A 21155-nucleotide genomic window follows, 5' to 3' on the forward strand; every position below is an offset into this window, starting at 1 on the left:
GTCATGCCGGGCGCCGCGCAAACGGATGGGGTGACGGGAAGCATGAGCGTGCGGGCGATCGCGGCGGGATGTCGTGGGGTACTGAAGCTGGGGGCGGCGGGGCTGATCGTCGGTCTGCATTGCGCGAGCGCCGTTGCGCTCGAACGCGACATCGACCCGGCCTACCGCCTGTCCGCGGAGGCGCCCGGCACCGCCGTCGAGCGCGCAAGGCTGGGCGGTGGCGAGGAATGCAGCCGGCACCGCGCGGAATTCCACGGCGGCGCCCCGGACGAGCAGCAGCGCGCCCAGACGCGCGAGGTGCTGGCCTACCAGGGGCTGGTCGAGGAAGCCCTCGCCATGCGGGCGCGCTCGATCCGCCTGCTCGACGAGTTGCGCGACAAGATCACGCATCGCCAGGCGCTTTCCGGTCGTGACCTGCTGCGCCTCAACCAGGGCGCCGCGGCCATGCTCGAACAGCGCGCGGCGCTCTACCGGATCAGCCTCGCGCACGAATGCTGGCTCGACGAGCCCGTCCCCGACGACCCGCAGGCCGCGCGCCGCCAGGCCACCGGCATCGCGATGTCGCTGTCGGCGGCGCTCGTGCTGTACGACAACTACCTCTCCGTGATCTCCCTGTATCGCTCCGATCCGGTCCTGCGCCAGCACCTCAACCGCGCCGACAGCGGCTTTGCGCTCCCCGGTGGCGAACTGAACAGGATCGCCGCGTCCTTCGCATCGCCCGAGAACCGCAGTCGCGTGCGTCGGGCCCTGATGTGGCTGGAGGAGCACGCACCCGCGGGTGCGCTGGAAGAAGAGAACGGCGACGAGGCCTTCCGCTACCTCGCCCAGCTTATCGACCAAAGCCCCTCGCGCAACGTCGTCCGCCACGTCCGGCCGCTCGAATTCGTCGGCAACATGCTCGGCATGTTCTCCACGCTTGGCGCCGACGCCTTCGCCGGCCTGAGCAAGGACGGCGTGCACGTCTCCAGCCTGCTGTTCGGCAATGCGGTCGGTCTCGTCGAGAGCCGCCGCGGCAAGCTCGATGCGCGTCCGTCGGTGCTGGCGAAAGTCGCCGCCACCGCGCGGGCCGGCGACATCCTGCTCGAAAAGACGCCGTTCCGCCTCACCGACGCCTTCATTCCCGGGCACTGGGGCCACGTCGCCGTGTGGGTCGGCAGCGAAGCCGAGCTGCGCGAACTCGGCGTGTGGGACCATCCCGTCGTGCGTCCGCTGCAGGAGAAGATACGGGCCGGTCGGGGCGTCGTCGAGGCCCTGCGCTCGGGCGTCGAGATGAACACGCTCGCGCACTTCCTCAACGTCGACGACCTCGCGCTGCTGCGTCAGGACGAGCTCTCCCACGTCCAGCGCGCCGAAATCGTCCTGCAGGCGCTGCGTCAGGTGGGCAAGGGCTACGACTTCAATTTCGATGTCGAGTCGACGAACCGGATCGTCTGTTCCGAACTGGTCTATCACAGCTACCTGCATCTCGACTGGCCCACCGAGCGACGCCTGGGGCGCGTCACGATCAGCCCCGACAACGTCGCCGTGCGGGCCGTGGGCGGCGGCCCCCTCGACGTCGCCCTGCTCTACCGCGACGGCGAGGAGGTCGAGTCCGGGCGGGCCGACGCCATGGCCCGGCTCGTGCAGGCGCAGGTGGTCAGGCTCGCCCGCCGCTGAGCACCTACGGGTGGCGATGGCGCGAATGTGTCACGCAAGTTGCTGTTTGTGCGTAGTTTTTTCGTGAAACATTTTCGCGGAACACTAGGCTTTCGCACCGCAACAGCGTAAAATCGGGCGTCCTTCGCTTCATCTGCGCCGGGGTGCGCCATGCTCTATCCCTCCCGTTTCGATGTCATCGTTGTCGGTGGTGGCCATGCCGGCACCGAGGCCGCGCTTGCGTCCGCCCGCATGGGCGCGAAAACCCTGCTGCTCACGCACAACATCGAGACCCTCGGCCAGATGAGCTGCAACCCCTCGATCGGCGGCATCGGCAAGGGCCACCTGGTCAAGGAGGTCGACGCGCTCGGCGGCGCGATGGCCGCCGCCACCGACGAGGGCGGCATCCAGTTCCGCATCCTCAACGCCTCGAAAGGCCCGGCCGTGCGCGCCACCCGCGCCCAGGCCGATCGCGTGCTCTACAAGGCCGCGATCCGTCGCCGCCTCGAGAACCAGCCCAACCTGTGGCTGTTCCAGCAGGCCGTCGACGACATCACCGTCGTCGGCGATCGCGTCACCGGCGTCGTCACGCAGATCGGCCTCGCCTTCGAGGCCCCCGCCGTCGTCCTCACCGCCGGCACCTTCCTCAACGGCCTCGTGCACGTCGGCCTCGAGCACTACTCCGCCGGCCGCGCCGGCGATCCCCCGGCGATCTCGCTCGGCCGGCGCCTCAAGGAACTCAAGCTCCCGCAGGGGCGCCTCAAGACCGGCACGCCGCCGCGCCTCGACGCGCGCACGATCGACTTCTCGGTGATGCAGGAGCAGCCCGGCGACGACCCGGTGCCCGTGTTCAGCTTCCTCGGCTCGGCCGCGCAGCACCCGCGCCAGCTCCCGTGCTGGATCACGCACACCAACGAGCGCACGCACGACATCATCCGCGCCAACCTCGACCGCTCGCCGATGTACTCCGGCGTCATCGAGGGCGTCGGCCCGCGCTACTGCCCCTCGATCGAGGACAAGATCCACCGCTTCGCCGACAAGGACAGCCACAACATCTTCCTCGAGCCCGAGGGCCTGGACACGCACGAGATCTACCCCAACGGCATCTCGACGTCCCTGCCCTTTGATGTCCAGCTCGCCGTCGTGCGCTCGATCCGCGGCCTCGAAAACGCCCACATCCTGCGTCCCGGCTACGCCATCGAATACGACTACTTCGACCCGCGCAACCTCAAGAGCAGCCTCGAGACCAAGACCTTCCACGGCCTCTTCTTCGCCGGCCAGATCAACGGCACCACCGGCTACGAGGAAGCGGCCGCGCAGGGGCTGCTGGCCGGTGCCAACGCCGCGCTGCAGGTGCAGGGACGCGAAGCCTGGTGCCCGCGCCGCGACGAAGCCTACCTAGGCGTGCTCGTCGACGACCTCATTACCCGCGGCGTCGCCGAGCCCTATCGCATGTTCACGTCGCGCGCCGAATACCGCCTGTCCCTGCGCGAAGACAATGCCGACCTGCGCCTGACCGAGAAGGGCCGCGAGCTTGGCCTCGTCGACGACGTCCGCTGGGAGGCCTTCTGCCGCAAGCGTGAGGCGATCGAACGCGAAACGGCACGCCTGAAAGCCACCTGGGCGGTTCCCGACCGCGTTCCTGCTGCGGACGCCGAGCGCGTCGTCGGCAAGGCGCTCGAACGCGAATACCGCTTCTTCGAACTGCTGCGCCGTCCGAACACCCGTTATGCGGACCTCATGACGCTGCCCGGCGCGCCGGAGGATCCGGAAACCGACCCGCAGGTCATCGAGCAGCTCGAGATCGCCGCCAAGTACCAGGGCTACATCGACCGCCAGCAGGACGAGGTCGCCAAGCAGCTGCAGGCCGAATCGACCCGCCTGCCCGCCGGGCTCGACTACGCCGAGGTGCGCGGCCTGTCCAAGGAAGTGCAGCAGAAGCTCAATCTGCACAAACCCGAAACCATCGGCCAGGCCGGTCGCATCCAGGGCGTCACGCCCGCGGCGATCTCGCTGCTGCTGGTGTGGCTGAAGCGTCGCGAACTCGTCGCGCGCAGCCGCGGCACCGACGCGACACAGGCGAAATCCGCATGAGCGCCATCACCCTGGAACGCGGTCTTGCCGAAATGGGGATCGAGCTGCCGGCCGAGGTGCAGGCGAGGCTGCTGGACTTCGCCGCGCTGCTGCAGAAGTGGAACAAGGTCTACAACCTCACCTCGATCCGCGACGCCGGCCAGGTCATCACGCACCACCTGCTCGACTCGCTCGTGGTGCTGCCGCGTCTCGCCGGCATCGAACGCCTCGCCGACATCGGCTCCGGCGGCGGGCTTCCGGGCATCCCGCTCGCGATTGCGACGGCCGGACGCCAGCCTGCGCTCGCGATCAGCTCGATCGAGACCGTCAACAAGAAGGCGAGCTTCCAGCAGCAGGCGAAGATCGAGCTGGGCCTCGCGAACTTCACCGTCCTCAACGAGCGCGTCGAAAACGTCCGCCCGGAGCAGCCCTTCGACGCCGTTATCTCGCGCGCTTTCTCCGAGCTCGCCGATTTCGTCGGCCTCACGCAACACCTGCTGCGCCCCGGCGGTCGCTTCCTTGCCATGAAGGGCGTGTATCCTCGGGACGAAATCGCACGCCTTCCCGCCGCCTTCCGCGTCGTCGAGGCCGTGCCGCTGACGGTGCCCGGGCTGGGCGCCGACCGACACCTGATCATCGTGGAAAAGAGCTGAATGGCCCGAATCTTCTGTGTCGCCAACCAGAAAGGCGGCGTCGGCAAGACCACCACCTGCGTGAACCTCGCCGCCGCGCTGCAGCTCGCCGGCCAGCGCACCCTCCTCGTCGACCTCGACCCGCAGGGCAACGCGACGATGGGTAGCGGCATCGACAAGCGCGGACTCGAGAAATCCGTGTATCACGTCCTCGTCGGCCTCGCGACCCTCGACGAAGCCCGCGTAAGCTCCCCCACCGGCGGATATGACGTCCTCCCCGCCAACCGCGACCTCGCCGGTGCCGAAGTCGAGCTCGTCGATCTCGAACGGCGCGAGAACCGCCTGCGCGACGCCTTCCGGCAGTTCGACGCCGACTACGACTTCGTCCTCGTCGACTGCCCGCCCTCGCTGTCGATGCTGACGCTCAACGGCCTGTGCGCCGCGCACGGCGTCATCATCCCGATGCAGTGCGAGTACTACGCGCTCGAAGGCCTGTCCGACCTCGTCAATACGATCAAGAAGGTGCACGCCAACCTCAACCGCGACCTCAAGATCATCGGCCTGCTGCGCGTCATGTTCGATCCGCGCATGACCCTGCAGCAGCAGGTCTCGGCCCAGCTCGAGGAGCACTTCGGCGACAAGGTGTTCGATGCCATCGTGCCCCGCAACGTGCGCCTCGCCGAAGCACCCAGCCACGGCATGCCCGGTGTCGTATTCGACCGCGCGGCCAAGGGTGCGCAGGCCTATATGGCCTTCGCGAAGGAAATGATCGAACGCGTGAAGACGCTGTAACCCGATCCGAAATCAGGCAAAACCCATGTCCCGACCCAAACTGAAAGGCCTAGGCCGCGGCCTCGACGCCCTGCTCGCCGCCAACAACGACGACGAAGCGGTCGGCGAGCTCCAGACCCTCGCGGTGTCCGCGTTGCAGCCCGGCAAGTACCAGCCGCGCACGCGCATGGACCCCGGCTCGCTCGAGGAGCTGGCCGCCTCGATCAAGGCCCAGGGGGTCATGCAACCCATCCTCGTGCGCCCCGTCGACGGCAGCGGCTACGAGATCATCGCCGGCGAACGCCGCTGGCGCGCCGCGCAGATCGCCGAGCTTGCCGAGGTGCCCTGCCTCGTGCGCGAGATCCCGGACGAGGCGGCGCTCGCGATGTCGCTCATCGAGAACATCCAGCGCGAGGACCTCAACCCGCTCGAGGAAGCGAGCGGCATCCAGCGCCTCATCGACGAGTTCGGCATGACCCACCAGCAGGCCGCCGATGCGGTCGGGCGCTCGCGTCCGGCCGCCTCCAACCTGCTGCGCCTGCTCAATCTCGCGCGCCCGGTGCAGGAGCTGCTCATGGCCGGCGACATCGACATGGGCCATGCGCGCGCCATCCTGCCGCTCGACGGCGCCAACCAGATCCAGCTCGCCAACCAGGTCGCCGCGCGCGGCCTGTCGGTGCGCGACACCGAGCGTCTCGTCCAGCAGACCGTCAACCCGCGCCCCAAGAAGGCCGCCCAGGCACCCGATCGCGACCTGCTGCGCCTGCAGGAGGAGCTCGCCGACCTCATCGGGGCGACTGTCCGCATCAAGGCCAACCGCAAGGGGGCGGGAGAAATCAGTCTGCAGTTCGGCAGCCTCGACCAACTGGACGGCCTCCTCGCACGCCTTCGCGGCGAGACGGAATAAGACGTTTTGCTGACCCCATTCGCAGGTCGAATGGCCTCCCGGCTACGAAAAACTGCCTATCTTCTATAAGATGCAGGACCTGGCGTCGCGGCCATGCTGCAGTGCCATACATATTTGACTTTGTTACGGTTAACCCCTAGTATTCGCGGAATTTTTGAGGCGATCGGCGCCTGACAGGCGCGGCGCGGCGGCAGATCCATGCTGAAGATGGTCTTACTGCAGTTCGGCGCGACGATCGTGGCAACGGCCATTGCGGCCGTTTTTTTCGGCCCGGCCGGAGCGATCTCCGCAGCATTCGGAGGTCTGTCCTGCGTGCTGCCAAGCGCCTTGTTTGCGCTGCGGCTGCACCTCGTCGCCAAGCGCGGCGGGTCAGGCCATGTGACAGCTTTTTTTGTCGGCGAGTTCCTGAAGGTCGCGTCGATAGTGGGATTGTTGGTGCTGGTCGGGTTGCGCTATGAAGACGTCCATTGGGGCGGCCTCTTCATCGGCCTGATCCTGGCACTCAAGGCGAATTTGTTTGCATTCTTGGTGAAGACCTGATTATGGCTACCGAAGCACCCACCGCAGGCGAGTACATCGTCCACCACCTCACCCACCTCAACTCCACCGGGCACGCCCAGAAGGCCGTGATCGACTGGAGCGTGTGGAACCTCGACACCCTGTTCTTCTCGATCTTCCTGGGCGTCGTCACCCTGTTCTTCCTGATTCGTGCCGCCAACAAGGCCACCGCCGGCGTGCCGGGCCGCTTCCAGGCCGCCGTCGAGATCCTCGTCGAGATGGTCGCCGACCAGGCCAAGGGCATCGTGCACAGCGCCGAGTCGCGCAAGTTCGTCGCCCCGGTCGCGCTCACCGTGTTCCTGTGGATCTTCCTCATGAACTCGATGGACTTCCTGCCGGTCGATCTGCTGCCGAAGATCTGGCAGCTCATGACGGGCGACTCGCACGCCTATCTGCGCGTCGTGCCGACCGCCGACCTCAACGGTACCCTCGGCATGTCGATCGGCGTGCTGCTGCTGTGCCTCTACTACAACATCAAGATCAAGGGCATGTCGGGCTGGGTACATGAGCTCTTCACCGCTCCGTTCGGCAGCCATCCCCTGCTGTACCCGGTGAACTTCCTGATGCAGATGATCGAATTCCTCGCCAAGACCGTCTCTCACGGCATGCGACTGTTCGGCAACATGTACGCCGGCGAGCTGATTTTCATGCTGATCGCGCTGCTCGGCGGCACTGCCACCGTCTTCGGCTTCGTCGGCCACATCATTGCCGGTTCGATCTGGGCCGTGTTCCACATCCTGATCGTCGCGCTGCAGGCCTTCATCTTCATGATGCTGACGCTGGTGTATATCGGCCAGGCTCACGAAAGCCACTAATCGTTTTGTAGTCCCAACTGGTTTCTTTTTAACTTCAATTTCTTACTTAAGGAGTCGTCATGGAAAACGTTCTGGGTTTTGTTGCTCTGGCCGCTGGTCTGATCATCGGTATGGGTGCTATCGGTGCTTGTATCGGTATCGGCATCATGGGTTCCAAGTACCTCGAAGCTTCGGCCCGTCAGCCTGAGCTGATGAACGCGCTGCAAACCAAGATGTTCCTGCTGGCCGGTCTGATCGACGCCGCGTTCCTGATCGGTGTCGGTATCGCGATGATGTTCGCCTTCGCCAACCCGTTCCAGCTCTGATCGGTTCGCTCATTTGGCCTCCATCGGCCTCATTGAACACAACTGAGGAGCAAGAACAGTGAATTTGAACGCAACCCTGATTGCCCAGCTCGTTGTGTTCTTCATTCTGGCGTGGGTCACCATGAAGTTCGTGTGGCCCCCCATCGTGAAGGCACTCGACGAGCGCGCGAAGAAGATCGCGGACGGGCTCGCGGCTGCGGACAAGGCAAAGGCCGACCTCTCTCTCGCCGAGAAGAAGGTCGTCGAGGAACTGCGCAAGGCCCGCGAATCCGCGGGTGACGTGCGCACGGCCGCTGAAAAGCAGGCCGCCACCGTTCTCGACGAAGCCCGCGCCGAAGCCGCGCGCATCATTGCCCAGGCGCGTGAAGCCGCCCAGGGCGAAGCCGGTGCCGCAGCGCAGCGTGCCAAGGAAGCCCTGCGCGACCAGGTCGCCAACCTCGCCGTGGCCGGTGCCGAGCGCATCCTGCGTCGCGAGATCAACGCCCAGGTGCACGCCGACCTGCTCGCCAACCTGAAACAGGAACTGCAATAAGTCATGGCCGAGAACGTCACCATCGCGCGCCCCTATGCGGATGCCGCCTTCGAGCTGGCCCGCGGGGCAGGTGCGCTGGGGCCTTGGTCGGAAGCACTCGATCGTCTGGCCGCGATTGCCGCGGACGGCACGATGCGGGCCTGCATCAGTGATCCGAAACTGTCGGCGCAACAGCTGTTCCAGCTGTTCGTCGACGTTGCGGGTCAGGGCCTGACCCCCGAACTGCAGAACTTCGTCCGCGTCCTCGTGGACAACGAGCGCCTGCAGGTGCTTCCGGAGATCCGTGACCTGTTCGTCGATCTCAAGAACGAACATGAGGGCGTCAAGGAGGCCGAAATCGCCTCCGCCTTCCCGCTCGACGATGCGACCCTGGCAACGCTGAAAGCCGATCTTGAAAGCCGTTTCAAGTCCAAGCTGAACATCAGCGTGAGCCTCGACCCCGAACTCATCGGCGGGGTCCGTATCGCCATCGGCGACGAAGTGATCGACGCCTCGGTCCGCGGCAAACTCGCGAACATGGCCGCTGCGCTAAAGAACTAGGAGCATACCCAGATGCAACTCAACCCCTCTGAAATCAGTGATCTGATTAAGAGCCGGATCCAGAACCTGCAGCTCGCAGCCACGTCGCGCAACGAGGGTACGGTGGTGTCGGTTACCGACGGCATCACCCGCGTCCACGGCCTGGCGGACGTCATGCAGGGCGAAATGCTGGAATTCCCTGGCAACACCTTCGGCCTCGCGCTGAACCTCGAGCGCGACTCGGTCGGCGCGGTGGTTCTCGGCGAGTACGAGCACATCACCGAAGGCGACTCCGTCAAGGCGACGGGCCGCATTCTCGAAGTCCCGGTCGGCCCCGAGCTGGTTGGCCGCGTCGTCAACGCGCTGGGCCAGCCGATCGACGGCAAGGGCCCGATCAACGCCAAGCTGACCGACAAGATCGAGAAGGTCGCTCCCGGCGTTATCTGGCGTCAGTCGGTTTCGCAGCCGGTGCAGACCGGTCTGAAGTCGGTCGACTCCATGGTGCCGATCGGCCGTGGCCAGCGCGAGCTGATCATCGGTGACCGCCAGACCGGCAAGACCGCCGTGGCCGTTGATGCGATCATCAACCAGAAAGGCCAGGACATGTTCTGCGTCTACGTTGCGGTCGGCCAGAAGGCCTCGACGATCGCCAACGTGGTGCGCAAGCTGGAAGAACACGGCGCGATGGAATACACCATCGTCGTCGCCGCGACCGCTTCCGAGTCCGCCGCAATGCAGTTCATCGCGCCCTACTCGGGTTGCACGATGGGCGAATACTTCCGCGACCGCGGCCAGGACGCCCTGATCATTTACGACGATCTGACCAAGCAGGCCTGGGCCTACCGTCAGATCTCGCTGCTGCTGCGCCGCCCGCCGGGCCGCGAAGCCTACCCCGGCGACGTGTTCTACCTGCACTCGCGTCTGCTCGAGCGCGCCTCGCGCGTCTCGGCCGACTACGTCGAGAAGTTCACCAACGGCGAAGTCAAGGGCAAGACCGGTTCGCTGACCGCGCTCCCCGTGATCGAAACCCAGGCCGGCGACGTTTCCGCGTTCGTTCCGACCAACGTGATCTCGATTACCGACGGTCAGATCTTCCTTGATACCGACCTCTTCAACGCCGGTATCCGTCCCGCGATCAACGCCGGTATCTCGGTGTCGCGAGTCGGTGGCGCCGCGCAGACCAAGGTCGTCAAGAAGCTCTCCGGCGGTATCCGTACCGACCTCGCGCAGTACCGCGAACTTGCGGCCTTCGCGCAGTTCGCTTCGGATCTGGACGACGCGACCCGCAAGCAGCTCGAGCGCGGCCGCCGCGTGACCGAGCTGATGAAGCAGGTCCAGTACGCGCCGATGTCGATCGCGGAAATGGCCATCACGCTGTTCGCGGTGAACAACGGTTACTTCGACGACGTCGAAGTCGGCCGCGTGCTCGCCTTCGAGAACGGCCTGCAGCAGTTCGTCAAGACGAAGAACGCCGCGCTGGTCTCCAAGATCCTGTCCGCCAAGGAGCTCGACGCCGAGGGCGAGAAGCAACTCGTCGCCACGATCGAAGAGTTCAAGAAGAGCTGGGCCTAAGGCCGCGGACGGAGACGGAATATGGCTAGCGGTAAGGAAATCCGTACCAAGATCAAGAGCGTGCAAAACACGCGCAAGATCACCAAGGCCATGGAAATGGTGGCCGCATCCAAAATGCGCAAGGCGCAGGACCGGATGCGTGCTGCCCGTCCCTACGCCGACAAGATCCGCCGACTCGCCGCGAACCTGTCCCAGGCCAATGTGACCGACTACAAGCACCCCTTCCTGGTCCACAAGGACCAGGTCAAGCGGGTGGGCCTGATCCTCGTCACAACCGACAAGGGTCTGTGCGGCGGTCTCAACACCAACATCCAGCGTGTTGCGCTGAACGCGATGAAGGAATGGAACGCCAACGGCGTTTCCGATATCCGTGCCTGCTGCATCGGCAACAAGGGTTTCGGCTTCATGCAGCGTATGGGCGCGAACGTCGTGTCGCACGTCGTGCAGATGGGCGACACGCCGCACCTGGAAAAGATGATCGGCCCGGTCAAGGTCATGCTCGACGCGTTCCAGAACGGCGAGCTCGACGCGGTCTACATTGCCTACACGCGCTTCATCAACACGATGAAGCAGGAGCCGGTGCTGGAGCAGCTGCTCCCGCTCTCCGGCGAACAGCTGGGCACACCCGAAAGCTCGTGGGATTACCTCTACGAGCCGGATCCTCAGGTGGTCATCGACGAGATGCTGGTGCGTTACGTCGAGGCGCTGGTGTACCAGGCTGTCGCCGAGAACATGGCTTCCGAACAGAGTGCGCGAATGGTGGCAATGAAGGCCGCCTCCGACAATGCCAAGACCGTGATTGGCGACCTGCAGCTGGTCTATAACAAGACCCGCCAGGCAGCGATCACGAAGGAGCTGTCGGAGATCGTCGGCGGCGCCGCTGCGGTGTAACGGAATATTGAATTAAGGAAACGACGATGAGTCAAGGAACTATCGTTCAGTGCATCGGCGCCGTGGTGGATATCCAGTTCCCCCGCGAAGCCATGCCCAAGGTTTACGACGCGCTGAAGCTCGAAAGCGCCGCCGATTCCTTCGCGGAAGAGGGGCTGACTTTCGAGGTGCAGCAGCAGCTCGGTGACGGGATCGTGCGCACCATCGCGCTCGGCTCCTCCGACGGCCTGCGTCGCGGCATGAAGGTCGCCAACACCGGCAAGCCGATTTCGGTTCCGGTCGGTCACGGCACCCTGGGCCGCATCATGGACGTGCTCGGTCGCCCGATCGACGAAGCTGGTCCGGTGGAAGCGGACGAGCTGCGTCCTATCCACGCCAAGGCCCCCAAGTTCGACGACCTGTCGCCGTCGGTCGACCTGCTCGAAACCGGCATCAAGGTTATCGACCTGGTGTGCCCGTTCGCGAAGGGCGGCAAGGTCGGCCTGTTCGGCGGTGCCGGCGTGGGCAAGACCGTGAACATGATGGAGCTGATCAACAACATCGCGAAGCAGCACTCGGGTCTGTCGGTGTTCGCAGGCGTGGGCGAGCGTACCCGTGAGGGCAACGACTTCTACCACGAGATGAAGGACTCCAACGTTCTCGACAAGGTTGCGATGGTGTTCGGTCAGATGAACGAACCCCCGGGCAACCGTCTGCGCGTCGCGCTGACCGGCCTGACCATGGCCGAGCGCTTCCGCGACGAAGGCCGCGACATCCTGTTCTTCGTGGACAACATCTACCGCTACACCCTGGCCGGTACCGAAGTGTCCGCGCTGCTGGGCCGTATGCCTTCCGCTGTGGGCTACCAGCCGACGCTGGCGGAAGAAATGGGCCGCCTGCAGGAGCGCATCACCTCGACCAAGGTCGGCTCGATCACCTCGATCCAGGCCGTGTACGTCCCTGCGGACGACTTGACCGACCCGTCGCCGGCAACGACCTTCCTGCACCTCGACTCGACCGTCGTGCTGTCGCGTGACATCGCCGCGCTGGGTATCTACCCCGCCGTCGATCCGCTCGACTCGACCTCGCGCCAGCTCGATCCGCTGGTCGTCGGTGAAGAGCACTACGGTGTCGCTCGCCAGGTTCAGATGACGCTGCAGCGCTACAAGGAACTGCGCGACATCATCGCGATTCTCGGCATGGACGAACTGTCGCCGGAAGACAAGCTGGCCGTGTCGCGCGCGCGCAAGATCCAGCGCTTCCTGTCGCAGCCCTTCCACGTCGCGGAAGTGTTCACCGGCTCGCCGGGCAAGTACGTGCCGCTGAAGGAGACGATCAAGGGCTTCAAGATGATCGTCAATGGCGAGTGCGATCACCTGCCGGAGCAGGCGTTCTACATGGTCGGTGGCATCGAAGAGGCCATCGAGAAGGCCAAGAAGCTCCAGTAATCTGGGCCGCCGCGCAGCAGTCCGCTGCTGCGCGGCCTTGAAAAGGAGTCAACATGGCAATGACGGTCCACGTGGACATCGTCAGCGCGGAAGAGCAGATCTTTTCCGGCTTGGCGGAGTTCGTTGCGCTTCCGGGCGAAGCGGGCGAACTCGGGATCCTGCCCGGCCACATGCCGCTGATGACCCGGATCAAGCCGGGCGCGGTGCGTGTCAAGGTGCCGGATCAGGCGGATGAAGAGCTGGTGTTCGTCGCCGGCGGCATCCTGGAAGTTCAGCCGGGGCTGGTCACCGTTCTGGCGGACACCGCGATCCGGGGCAAGGATCTCGACGAGGCCAAGGCCCTCGAAGCCAAGCGTATGGCGGAAGAGGCGCTGCAGAACAAGTCGTCCGAGCTCGACTACGCCAAGGCGCAAGCCGAGCTGGCCGAGGCGATCGCGCAGATCGCCGCGATCCAGAAGCTGCGCAAGCGCGGCCACTGATCGGCGTTTCGCCGCGTTTGCGGCGAGCAGGAAGCACGAAGGGCAGTCCGCGAGGACTGCCCTTTCCATTTCCGGCCCGCCCGCGAGGGTGGGGCACCGCTCAGGCGCGGGTTGGGGGCGGGTAGAGCCGGCCGAGACGTTTGTCGAGGCGCGCGAGATCGTCGCGCAGTATGCGCAGCTCGTCGCCAAAGCTCGCCAGCGCGGCGCGCGTGACCAGGGCCTGCTGCTCTTCGGCAAGATATTCGGCCAGGTTGCCGGTGAGGCCGGCCCAGGCGCGCTCATGCATGCGACGCAGGCTCGCGGCGCCTTCGACCATGCGGTGTGCGACGATGTCGCCGAACACGCGCGACAGGTCCTCCTCAGCATCCCAGCGCAGGTTGCGGAACACGAAGCCCAGGGCGTCGGCGAGCTCGGCACTGCCCTCGATGCGTACAGCGTTCATGAGCTTGTTCGCGTCGCCGCCGGCGAGGCCGGGCAGCGCCGAGAACGGCAGTGACAGGGTGACGTCCGGCGCCCTCCCGTCCGCGGCGTCGACGAGGTAGCCGTCCGTGTCGATGCCGAATGCCAGCGCGACCGGGTCGGCAGATAGGCGCGCGCAGCGGCCTGCATGCGGGGCGAGGCGCTCGCGCGCCCAGTTCGCACGCGCGAGGAGATGGTTGATGGCGGCCAGGGCGCCGCGAGTGCCGAAATCAAGGACGGACATATTCTCGGAACGGGCTGGCCGACTCACGCGACCTGCTGGATGCCGGCGATGACCCAGCCGCCGGTGCCGCTGACGGGCTTGGTGAGGTGCCAGACTTCGTCGAAGGAGGCCGGTGCCGCGCCGGGGTCCTCGCGCAGCAGGCCGGTGAAGCGCACGCTGACGACGTAGCGCTGCGCTTCCTCGACGACTTCGAGGACCTGGGCGTCGAGCTCGACGACGTCGGTGCGCTGTTCGCTCATGCCGCGGTCGGCCATCTGCAGGCGGATCTCGGCGTACATCTCGGGCGTGGTGAACTCGCGGATGTCGTCGACGTTGCCAGCGTCGTGGGCCGCCTGCAGGCGGATGAAATTGACCTTGGCCTGGCGGGCGAAGGCATCGGCATCGAAGTCATGCGGAAAGGCGCGCGTGCCGGCGTCGCCGCCTCCGCCGGGGAGCGAGGCGTCAATGTAGCGGGGCGCGGCGCCGCTGCCCTCGACGGCGCCGGCGTACTGCATGCCGGGGCTGGCGCGGGTGGCGGCCGCACGGCGCGTAAGCATGCGGAACAGGGCGATGCCCGCGAACAGCAGCAGCGCGATCATCAGGAGCGAGCCGAGTTCCTCGCTCAGGCCGAGATGGGCGAACAGCGCCGCGAGGCCCAGGCCGGCGGCCAGGCCGGCGAGCGGGCCCATCCAGGAGCGCCTGGGCTGCGTCGTGGCAGTGGCGGCCTGCGACGGTTGCGGGGCGGGCGTCGCGGATTGGCGTGGCGCCTGCTGGGGACTGATCTGCCTTTGCATGCCGAGGCTGCTGCCGCCGCCGAGACGTTTCGCCTCGACGTCGGCGATGCCCAGGCCGAGGCTGAAGACGACGGCGAGGAGGGCGAGGATGTCTTTCTTCATGGCTCGATTCGCTCCATGGCACATTGTGCGGCGCCCGCCGCGGCGGAGCCGTGTGCGGCAGCGCCGGCGGCGTTCAGACCTTGTAGCCGCGATGCAGCGCGACGATGCCGGCGCTGAGGTTGAAGTAGTCGACCCGCTTGAAACCCACTTGTTCCATCAGCGCCTTGAGCTCCTCCTGGGGAGGATGCATGCGGATGGATTCGGCAAGGTAGCGGTAGCTGTCGGCGTCGCCGGCGACCTTCTGTCCCATCCACGGCAGGATCTTGAACGAGTAGAGGTCGTAGACGGGCGACAGCGGTCCCCACACCTTGGAGAATTCGAGCACCAGCAGGCGGCCGCCCGGGCGCAGCACGCGGCGCATCTCGGCCAGCGCGGCGTCCTTGTGCGTCATGTTGCGCAGCCCGAAGGCGACGGTGACGCAGTCGAACCAGTTGTCGGGGAAGGGCAGCTTCTCGGCGTTGCACTGCGAGACGGGCAGCGCGTAGCCGCGGTCGAGCACACGATCGCGGCCCACCGAGAGCATGGCGTGGTTGATGTCGGTGAGCCAGACCTGGCCTTCGCGTCCGACGCGCTTGGCGAAGGCGAGCGAGAGGTCGGCGGTGCCGCCGGCGACGTCGAGCACGCGGTCGCCGCGGCCGACGCCGGAGATCTGGATCGTGAACGCCTTCCACATCCGGTGCAGGCCGAAGGACATCAGGTCGTTCATGACGTCGTATTTGGTCGCGACCGAGGAGAAGACCTCGGCGACGCGTTGCTGCTTCTCGCCTTCGGCGACCGTCTGGAAGCCGAAGTGGGTGGTCTTGTCGTTCATGTTCAGTGCTTGTGGCCGCAGCCGTGCTTCGGGGCGGGCGGTGGGTTGTCGGCGGGGTCGCGGCTCGCCCCGGCCTCGGCGAGGCGGTCGAGGTATTGCTGCCACAGCGTGTCGTGCTGCGTGGCGAGCATGTGGAGGTAGTCCCAGGAGTAGAGGCCGCTGTCGTGGCCGTCGGAGAACACCAGCTTCACCGCGTAGTGGCCGACGGGCTCGATGTCGAGGAGCTCGACGTCGCGCTTGCCAACCTGCAGGGTCTCCTGCCCCACGCCATGACCGCGGACTTCGGCGGAGGGCGAATACACGCGCAGGAATTCGAAGGGCAGCGAGTACTGCCGGTCTTCGCCGAAGGCGATTTCGAGCACGCGCGACTTGCGGTGCAGCGTGAGTGCGGTGGGGATGGGGGTTTCGTCGTCGAGGCCGGCCATGCTTGCCCCTGCTCGTTGTTGGAGGGGACGTCAATCATACCCGATTCGGGGGCGGCCCGTGCCGCGCGGGGCTGCCCGCGACGCTTGTTGCGGGGGCGTGACCTGTCACAAAATCGTCAATTTCCTGCAATACACTGCGTGTGACGACATGGAGTGTGAATATGGCCGCGAACATCCTGCTTGTGGAAGACGAACCGGCGATCCAGGAGCTGATTGCCGCCAACCTCGGGCGTGCCGGGCATCACGTGGTGCGCGCCGGTGACGCCGAGACGGCGCAGCGCATCGTGCGCGACGCGTTGCCGGACCTGGTGCTCCTCGACTGGATGCTGCCGGGAATGTCGGGCATCGAGCTGGCGCGCCGCCTGCGGGCGGACGAGCGCACGCGCGCGATCCCGATCATCATGCTGACGGCGCGCGGCGAGGAGCAGGACAAGGTTGCCGGTCTCGAGATGGGGGCCGACGACTACATCACCAAGCCTTTCAGTCCGCGCGAGCTGGTCGCGCGCATCAAGGCGGTGCTGCGTCGGCGCGCGCCGCAGGCGACGGAAGACCCGGTGGCGCTGGGGGGGCTGTGCCTCGATCCTGCGACGCACCGGGTCTCCGCCGGGGAGCAGCCGGTGGCGCTGGGGCCGACGGAGTTCCGTCTGCTGCATTTCCTCATGACCCATCCCGAACGCGTGCATTCACGCGCGCAGCTGCTCGACCAGGTATGGGGCGACCATGTGTTCGTCGAGGAGCGCACGGTGGACGTGCATGTGCGTCGCCTGCGCGCCGCGCTCGAACCGGTCGGCCAGGACGGGCTGATCCAGACGGTGCGCGGCAGCGGCTACCGCCTGTCGGCGCTGCCGGCGGTGGCGGGCGTGTAAGATCCGGGCGGACGGTTACCCGCGGGAGTCCCCCATCAGACCCGAATCGCGATACGTGTGGATGCAGGCGCTGCGCGTGCTGGGCCTGGTCGCGCTGCTGGCACTGATCGTCGGCGCGATCGGCGGCAAGGTCGCGGCGCTGGCGATGCTGTTTGCCGGCCTGCTGGCGATGCTTGCGTGGCAGCTCTTCAACCTGCAGCGCCTGGTCGAATGGATGCATGCCCCGAGGGGCGTTTCGCTGCCCGCCGGCGTCGGCATCTGGGCGCACGTCTTCTACGATCTCGACCGGCGTTCGCGCACTTCGGCCGATCTGCGCGAACGCCTGACGGCCGCCCTCGACCGCTTCCACGAGGCCAGCCAGGCGATGCCCGACGGGGTGCTGTACCTGTCGGCGAACGACCGCATCGAGTGGCTCAACCGCAAGGCCGAGCAGCAATTCGGCATCGACGGGCGGCGCGACCACGGGGCGCAGGTGACGACGCTGGTGCGCGAACCGGAGTTCGTGCGTTTCCTGCAGGGGGGCGACCATGCGGAGCCGCTGGTGCTGCATTCGACGCGCCGCGCAGGCCTGACGCTGCTGGTGCAGGTAGTGCCCTTCGGCGACAAGCAGAAGATGGTGGTGTCGCGCGACGTGAGCCAGCTGGAGAAGCTGGAGACGATGCGGCGGGATTTCATCGCCAACGTGTCGCACGAGCTGCGCACGCCGCTGACCGTGGTGACGGGCTTCCTCGAGACGCTGATCGACGGCCGCGACGATTTCACGCCGGAGGACGTGACGCATTTCCTGCAGCTGGCGCTGGAGCAGTCGCTGCGCATGCAGGCGCTGATCGAGGATCTGCTGGCGCTGTCCGCCCTGGAGACGGGCGCGCCGGCGGCGGTGGAGGAGCGCGTGGACGTCGCCGCGCTGGTCCATAGCATCGCCGAGGACACGCGTCTGCTGTCGAATGGGCGGCACGAGATCGAGGCCGACATCGACGTGCGCGCCGGCTGCGCAACCTTGCTGGGGAGCGAGAAGGAGCTGCGTTCGGCGTTCGCGAACCTCGCCAGCAATGCGGTGCGCTACACGCCCGCCGGGGGACGCATCCGCCTGAGCTGGAGCTGCGCGGACGGCCGCGGGGAATTTGCGGTCGAGGACAACGGCATCGGCATCGCGGCCGACGACATCCCGCGCCTGACCGAGCGCTTCTACCGCGTCGACCGCGGACGTTCGCGCGAAACGGGCGGTACCGGCCTGGGCCTGGCGATCGTCAAGCACATCCTGTCGCGCCACCAGGCCGAGCTGCGCATCGCTAGCGCGCCGGGCGAGGGGAGCCGCTTCAGCGCGTGTTTCCCGGCTTCGCGCCTGGAGTCGGCGCTTCCAGCGCTTCGTAGCTGACCTGCACGAAATCGGGGCCGCGCAGGAGCGCCTTGACGAGCCGCAGCTGGTAACGCTCGTTGCGGTCGACGACGTCGATCACGCGCTGCGGCTGGAACCATTTGGCCGGCAGGATCAGCGAGGCGCCGGCCTTCAGTGCCGGCGTGGGGGGGAGCAGGAAACCCTCGAGGAAGGCTTCGTGCAGATTGCCCGCGAGGCCGAAGGGGCGCACGGCGACGACGCGCGGCAAGCCCGGAAGCACCTGCACGCCGGCTTCCATGACGCCGTCGGCGCGATACATGAGCCAGCTGAGCTGCGCGAGCAGGAACTGCTCGCCATCGGGCGGACGCACGCCCACGAGCTGATGGTGTTCGAGGCGCTGGGTATGGGGATCCTGGTACAGGCGAAAGCCGCTGACCGAGTGGTCGGCGACCTGCCAGTGCTCGCAGGTGAAGCGGAGCCGCGCGGCCGCGCGGCGGCGTTCGTTCTCGTTCCAGCGCGGGTTTTCGGCCTGGGCGACGCGTTCGCCGAAGGTGAGCAGCGAGATGTCGCTGCGCAGGCTGCGCTGCGTGGCGTACAGCGGCGGCTGTTCGAAGGCCTTGCCGCTGACGTGGAAGGCGATGGACGACCAGCCGACGGTGAGTTCGGCGCGCCCCTGCGTGCCGCGTCGCGGGAAGCGTCGCCCGGCGGAGGCCAGGCCCCAGGGGCGGTACAGCGACAGCAGCAGTTTTGCGCAGGCATCCACGGGGCAGTCGGCACCGAGGCCGAGCGAGGACGGCGTGACGCCCTGCTTGAACTGCTTGAGCACGGCCTGGATCTGGCCGGCGAGCTTGCTGCCGTCGAAGCGGCGCAGGTTCGTCGAGGGCGTCAGCACCCCGACCGGACGCAAGCCGTGGTCGGCACCGAGATCGAGTCCGTAGGTGGCCGGCTGCGGGGTGTCGCCGTCGGGCGCCCCGAGCAGCTCGCAGTAGGGGGCGAAGCGCTGCGCCCAGCGGCACACCCAGCCGAGGTCGCGTTCGCTGCGGCCGTAGGGGTTGGCGAGGTCGACGAGCAGCACGGCGACGAAGGCTTCGGCCGGGCTCTGCGCCTTCCAGATGTCGTTGAGCGCATCGGGGACGCGGATCGTCGCGATGCCCTGTGCCTCGGCGGCGCAGAAGCTGTCGTGCAGTGCCGTCCACGTCCCGCGGGGGATCGCGCGGTGGGCGCGGAAGTATTCGAGCGGCACCATGCCCGCGTAGTGGATGCGCCGCTGCGCCAGCAGCGCGCGCTGGTCGGTCGGCAGGCGTTCGGTCCCGCTCGTGCGTGCGACCAGGCCGTAGGAGCGCGCCATGGCCAGCCACAGCGCGACGACGCTGCGCAGCGTCTCGTTTTCCACGCCGTCGGGCGGAAGCGGATGCGCGGCATAGCGGCTGGCGAGCGTGGACTGCGCGAGCGCGACGTGCGGGCGCGCGGCCTCGAGGATCTCGAGGTGCCGTTCGGGTGCGGGCGGGTCGCGCAGCAGTGCCGTCACCATCTCGGACAGCAGCCGGTGGGTCTCGTCGACGTTCAGCGGATGCAGCCTGGCCAGCAGCGCCAGGCATTCGACGGGATCGTGATAACCCATGGGTTCTCCGTGGTGCGTACGGTCCGGGTGCGCAGGCTTCATCCGGCGGTCTGTTCGGTGAGCATCGCGACCAGCGTCGCGGAGAGGGTCGCCACCGGCGGGGCCGGGCGCGGCGCGGCGGTGCGCAGCGGGGCGCTCCATATCGGTTGCGGGAAGTGGGCGTCGTCGGCGAAGCGCGGGATGACGTGCCAGTGCAGGTGCGGGACCACGTTGCCGAGGCTCGCCAGATTGATCTTGTCGGGGCGCATCAGCTGGCGCAGCGCGGCCTCGGTCGCGAGCACGACGTTGAGGAGATGGCGCTGCTCGCCGGCGTTGAGGTCGGTCATTTCCGCGCTGTGGTGGTTCCACACGACGCGGCAGAAGCCCGGATAGCCGGGCTCATCGACGAGGATGACGCGGCAGCTGCCGTCGCGCCACACCAGGGTTTCGTTGGCGGCCAGACACAGTGGGCAATCGGACACGGGTTTCCCCTTCGGCGCTATGGTGAAAATCGGACTTTAGCCTTTCGGCATGAGGCTGCGAAGTGAAATCTACACGCTGCCCGCACCGGCAGCGGGGTTCCCGGCGATGGTCGTCGCCTCGCCCAGGGGCTCGATCGCGCCATGCCGGAACGCGAGCAGGGTCCCGGGCGGGATCGCGTGCCACACCTCGTTGTCGGTCAGCGGCGCGGTCGCGATCACGGCGACACGGTCGGCCGGGGTCGTGAGCCGGCTGAAGTCGACGCTGAGGTCCTGATCGGAGAGGTGCGCGGTGGTGAAGGGGGCCTGGCGGACGATATAGGCGAGGCGCGTCGAGCAGTGCGCGAAGAGGTAGTCGCCGTTCGACAGCAGGAAGTTGAACGGGCCGTGCGCGCCGATGCGGATCGCGAGGCGGCGCAGGGACGCGTACAGGGCCTCGGGTGGGGGCGGGCCGTCGGGAAACTCGGCGGCGAGGTGCTGCAGGATGTCGCAGAACGCGGTCTCGGAGTCGGTGTTGCCGACCGGCAGGAAGCGGCCGTCGAAGTGCGGCACGTAGTCGAGCAGGTTGCCGTTGTGCGCGAAGATCCAGTAGCTGCCCCACAGCTCGCGCTGAAAGGGGTGGGTGTTGTCGAGCGTGACCTGGCCCTGCGTGGCCTTGCGGATGTGCGCGATGACGTTGAGCGAGCGAATGGGATAGTTGCGCACCAGCTCCGCGATGGGCGACGAGGCGCTGGGCTGGGGATCGAGGAACACGCGCACGCCGCGCCCCTCGAAGAAGGCGATGCCCCAGCCGTCGGCATGCACGTCGGTGGCGCCGCCGCGCGCCTGGAAGCCGGCGAACGAGAAGCAGATGTCCGTCGGCACGTTGCAGTTCATCCCGAGGAGCTGGCACATCGCGCGATTCCTCTCTCGTCTGATGCGGCAATCATCCCTTCGTCCCGAGC

23 protein-coding genes are annotated in these 21155 nt (G+C 66.9%); 16 read left to right on the plus strand and 7 right to left on the minus strand.

The features are described from left to right. Window positions 1-42: 42 nt before the first annotated feature. The 14 genes from U5817_RS00515 to U5817_RS00580 all read left to right on the plus strand — a co-directional run bounded on the left by U5817_RS00515 (window position 43) and on the right by U5817_RS00580 (window position 13116). The gene (locus U5817_RS00515) at window positions 43-1656 is read left to right on the plus strand and encodes a YiiX/YebB-like N1pC/P60 family cysteine hydrolase (protein WP_407279337.1); all 1614 of its coding nucleotides are present in this window, start codon (window positions 43-45) and stop codon (window positions 1654-1656) included. A 150-nt stretch (window positions 1657-1806) separates the two neighbouring features. Beyond that, a complete protein-coding gene (gene mnmG, locus U5817_RS00520) occupies window positions 1807-3729 on the plus strand; it encodes a tRNA uridine-5-carboxymethylaminomethyl(34) synthesis enzyme MnmG (RefSeq protein ID WP_169125721.1) in 1923 nt (640 codons plus the stop codon). Continuing rightward, complete coding sequence (rsmG, locus tag U5817_RS00525) at window positions 3726-4361, plus strand: 16S rRNA (guanine(527)-N(7))-methyltransferase RsmG (protein ID WP_407279338.1); 636 nt, start codon at window positions 3726-3728, stop codon at window positions 4359-4361. The genes mnmG and rsmG overlap by 4 nt, the downstream gene beginning before the upstream one ends. Beyond that, a complete protein-coding gene (locus U5817_RS00530) occupies window positions 4362-5132 on the plus strand; it encodes a ParA family protein (protein WP_169125719.1) in 771 nt (256 codons plus the stop codon). Window positions 5133-5157: 25 nt separating this feature from the next. Then, a complete protein-coding gene (locus tag U5817_RS00535; RefSeq protein ID WP_169125718.1) occupies window positions 5158-6018 on the plus strand; it encodes a ParB/RepB/Spo0J family partition protein in 861 nt (286 codons plus the stop codon). A gap of 198 nt (window positions 6019-6216) precedes the next feature. Further along, window positions 6217-6558: an ATP synthase subunit I gene (locus tag U5817_RS00540; RefSeq protein WP_407279339.1), complete on the plus strand. Its 342-nt coding sequence runs from the start codon at window positions 6217-6219 to the stop codon at window positions 6556-6558. A gap of 2 nt (window positions 6559-6560) precedes the next feature. Further along, window positions 6561-7391, plus strand: a complete 831-nt coding sequence (atpB, locus tag U5817_RS00545) for a F0F1 ATP synthase subunit A (RefSeq protein ID WP_407279340.1) — start codon at window positions 6561-6563, stop codon at window positions 7389-7391. A 59-nt stretch (window positions 7392-7450) separates the two neighbouring features. Next, complete coding sequence (gene atpE, locus U5817_RS00550) at window positions 7451-7696, plus strand: F0F1 ATP synthase subunit C (protein ID WP_050414076.1); 246 nt, start codon at window positions 7451-7453, stop codon at window positions 7694-7696. Window positions 7697-7754: 58 nt separating this feature from the next. Next, window positions 7755-8228 (plus strand): F0F1 ATP synthase subunit B, encoded by a 474-nt coding sequence (locus U5817_RS00555; RefSeq protein WP_169125715.1) that lies wholly within the window; start codon window positions 7755-7757, stop codon window positions 8226-8228. Between the two features lie 3 nt (window positions 8229-8231). Continuing rightward, window positions 8232-8768: a F0F1 ATP synthase subunit delta gene (locus U5817_RS00560; RefSeq protein WP_169125714.1), complete on the plus strand. Its 537-nt coding sequence runs from the start codon at window positions 8232-8234 to the stop codon at window positions 8766-8768. A gap of 12 nt (window positions 8769-8780) precedes the next feature. Then, window positions 8781-10319 (plus strand): F0F1 ATP synthase subunit alpha, encoded by a 1539-nt coding sequence (gene atpA / locus U5817_RS00565; protein ID WP_407279341.1) that lies wholly within the window; start codon window positions 8781-8783, stop codon window positions 10317-10319. Window positions 10320-10340: 21 nt separating this feature from the next. Next, on the plus strand, window positions 10341-11210 hold the full coding sequence (gene atpG / locus U5817_RS00570; RefSeq protein ID WP_169125712.1) for a F0F1 ATP synthase subunit gamma: 870 nt from the start codon (window positions 10341-10343) through the stop codon (window positions 11208-11210). Window positions 11211-11236: 26 nt separating this feature from the next. After that, on the plus strand, window positions 11237-12637 hold the full coding sequence (atpD, locus tag U5817_RS00575) for a F0F1 ATP synthase subunit beta (protein WP_169125711.1): 1401 nt from the start codon (window positions 11237-11239) through the stop codon (window positions 12635-12637). A gap of 53 nt (window positions 12638-12690) precedes the next feature. Further along, window positions 12691-13116 carry a F0F1 ATP synthase subunit epsilon gene (locus tag U5817_RS00580; protein WP_169125710.1) on the plus strand — a complete coding sequence of 142 codons (426 nt, stop codon included), beginning with the start codon at window positions 12691-12693 and terminating at the stop codon, window positions 13114-13116. A gap of 100 nt (window positions 13117-13216) precedes the next feature. Here U5817_RS00580 and U5817_RS00585 read toward each other — a convergent pair whose 3' ends face one another. The 4 genes from U5817_RS00585 to U5817_RS00600 all read right to left on the minus strand — a co-directional run bounded on the left by U5817_RS00585 (window position 13217) and on the right by U5817_RS00600 (window position 15930). Continuing rightward, window positions 13217-13819 (minus strand): SCP2 domain-containing protein, encoded by a 603-nt coding sequence (locus tag U5817_RS00585; RefSeq protein WP_407279342.1) that lies wholly within the window; start codon window positions 13817-13819, stop codon window positions 13217-13219. A 23-nt stretch (window positions 13820-13842) separates the two neighbouring features. Continuing rightward, window positions 13843-14694 carry a Tim44 domain-containing protein gene (locus tag U5817_RS00590; protein ID WP_407279343.1) on the minus strand — a complete coding sequence of 284 codons (852 nt, stop codon included), beginning with the start codon at window positions 14692-14694 and terminating at the stop codon, window positions 13843-13845. Window positions 14695-14767: 73 nt separating this feature from the next. Further along, complete coding sequence (ubiE, locus tag U5817_RS00595) at window positions 14768-15505, minus strand: bifunctional demethylmenaquinone methyltransferase/2-methoxy-6-polyprenyl-1,4-benzoquinol methylase UbiE (protein ID WP_407279344.1); 738 nt, start codon at window positions 15503-15505, stop codon at window positions 14768-14770. A gap of 2 nt (window positions 15506-15507) precedes the next feature. Then, complete coding sequence (locus U5817_RS00600; RefSeq protein ID WP_407279345.1) at window positions 15508-15930, minus strand: gamma-butyrobetaine hydroxylase-like domain-containing protein; 423 nt, start codon at window positions 15928-15930, stop codon at window positions 15508-15510. Between the two features lie 161 nt (window positions 15931-16091). Here U5817_RS00600 and phoB point away from each other — a divergent pair, with 161 nt between their 5' ends. Beyond that, entirely contained in the window at window positions 16092-16796 is a 705-nt protein-coding gene (gene phoB / locus U5817_RS00605; RefSeq protein ID WP_407279346.1) for a phosphate regulon transcriptional regulator PhoB, read from the plus strand. Window positions 16797-16857: 61 nt separating this feature from the next. Continuing rightward, the gene (phoR, locus tag U5817_RS00610) at window positions 16858-18171 is read left to right on the plus strand and encodes a phosphate regulon sensor histidine kinase PhoR (protein ID WP_407279347.1); all 1314 of its coding nucleotides are present in this window, start codon (window positions 16858-16860) and stop codon (window positions 18169-18171) included. Here phoR and U5817_RS00615 read toward each other — a convergent pair. The 3 genes from U5817_RS00615 to U5817_RS00625 all read right to left on the minus strand — a co-directional run bounded on the left by U5817_RS00615 (window position 18113) and on the right by U5817_RS00625 (window position 21105). After that, window positions 18113-19753, minus strand: coding sequence for a hypothetical protein (locus tag U5817_RS00615; RefSeq protein WP_407279348.1), 1641 nt, complete (start codon window positions 19751-19753; stop codon window positions 18113-18115). The genes phoR and U5817_RS00615 overlap by 59 nt on opposite strands. 38 nt (window positions 19754-19791) lie before the next feature. Further along, window positions 19792-20214: an HIT family protein gene (locus U5817_RS00620; RefSeq protein ID WP_169125702.1), complete on the minus strand. Its 423-nt coding sequence runs from the start codon at window positions 20212-20214 to the stop codon at window positions 19792-19794. Between the two features lie 69 nt (window positions 20215-20283). Next, window positions 20284-21105: a class II glutamine amidotransferase gene (locus U5817_RS00625; RefSeq protein WP_407279349.1), complete on the minus strand. Its 822-nt coding sequence runs from the start codon at window positions 21103-21105 to the stop codon at window positions 20284-20286. Window positions 21106-21155: the final 50 nt, after the last annotated feature.

This window comes from Aromatoleum evansii, assembly GCF_045689615.1.
GTDB classification, from domain to species: domain Bacteria; phylum Pseudomonadota; class Gammaproteobacteria; order Burkholderiales; family Rhodocyclaceae; genus Aromatoleum; species Aromatoleum evansii.

Bases quoted from the DNA above. Each gene is read 5' to 3' on its own strand.
- ubiE (WP_407279344.1), bottom strand. From the start codon at position 15,505: ATGAACGACAAGACCACCCACTTCGGCTTCCAGACGGTCGCCGAAGGC.
- U5817_RS00515 (WP_407279337.1), top strand. From the start codon at position 43: ATGAGCGTGCGGGCGATCGCGGCGGGATGTCGTGGGGTACTGAAGCTG.
- U5817_RS00530 (WP_169125719.1), top strand. From the start codon at position 4,362: ATGGCCCGAATCTTCTGTGTCGCCAACCAGAAAGGCGGCGTCGGCAAG.
- U5817_RS00625 (WP_407279349.1), bottom strand. From the start codon at position 21,105: ATGTGCCAGCTCCTCGGGATGAACTGCAACGTGCCGACGGACATCTGC.
- U5817_RS00580 (WP_169125710.1), top strand. From the start codon at position 12,691: ATGGCAATGACGGTCCACGTGGACATCGTCAGCGCGGAAGAGCAGATC.
- atpG (WP_169125712.1), top strand. From the start codon at position 10,341: ATGGCTAGCGGTAAGGAAATCCGTACCAAGATCAAGAGCGTGCAAAAC.
- U5817_RS00600 (WP_407279345.1), bottom strand. From the start codon at position 15,930: ATGGCCGGCCTCGACGACGAAACCCCCATCCCCACCGCACTCACGCTG.
- U5817_RS00540 (WP_407279339.1), top strand. From the start codon at position 6,217: ATGCTGAAGATGGTCTTACTGCAGTTCGGCGCGACGATCGTGGCAACG.
- U5817_RS00615 (WP_407279348.1), bottom strand. From the start codon at position 19,753: ATGGGTTATCACGATCCCGTCGAATGCCTGGCGCTGCTGGCCAGGCTG.
- U5817_RS00590 (WP_407279343.1), bottom strand. From the start codon at position 14,694: ATGAAGAAAGACATCCTCGCCCTCCTCGCCGTCGTCTTCAGCCTCGGC.
- U5817_RS00535 (WP_169125718.1), top strand. From the start codon at position 5,158: ATGTCCCGACCCAAACTGAAAGGCCTAGGCCGCGGCCTCGACGCCCTG.
- atpE (WP_050414076.1), top strand. From the start codon at position 7,451: ATGGAAAACGTTCTGGGTTTTGTTGCTCTGGCCGCTGGTCTGATCATC.
- atpB (WP_407279340.1), top strand. From the start codon at position 6,561: ATGGCTACCGAAGCACCCACCGCAGGCGAGTACATCGTCCACCACCTC.
- mnmG (WP_169125721.1), top strand. From the start codon at position 1,807: ATGCTCTATCCCTCCCGTTTCGATGTCATCGTTGTCGGTGGTGGCCAT.
- phoR (WP_407279347.1), top strand. From the start codon at position 16,858: ATGCAGGCGCTGCGCGTGCTGGGCCTGGTCGCGCTGCTGGCACTGATC.
- atpD (WP_169125711.1), top strand. From the start codon at position 11,237: ATGAGTCAAGGAACTATCGTTCAGTGCATCGGCGCCGTGGTGGATATC.
- rsmG (WP_407279338.1), top strand. From the start codon at position 3,726: ATGAGCGCCATCACCCTGGAACGCGGTCTTGCCGAAATGGGGATCGAG.
- phoB (WP_407279346.1), top strand. From the start codon at position 16,092: ATGGCCGCGAACATCCTGCTTGTGGAAGACGAACCGGCGATCCAGGAG.
- U5817_RS00560 (WP_169125714.1), top strand. From the start codon at position 8,232: ATGGCCGAGAACGTCACCATCGCGCGCCCCTATGCGGATGCCGCCTTC.
- atpA (WP_407279341.1), top strand. From the start codon at position 8,781: ATGCAACTCAACCCCTCTGAAATCAGTGATCTGATTAAGAGCCGGATC.
- U5817_RS00585 (WP_407279342.1), bottom strand. From the start codon at position 13,819: ATGTCCGTCCTTGATTTCGGCACTCGCGGCGCCCTGGCCGCCATCAAC.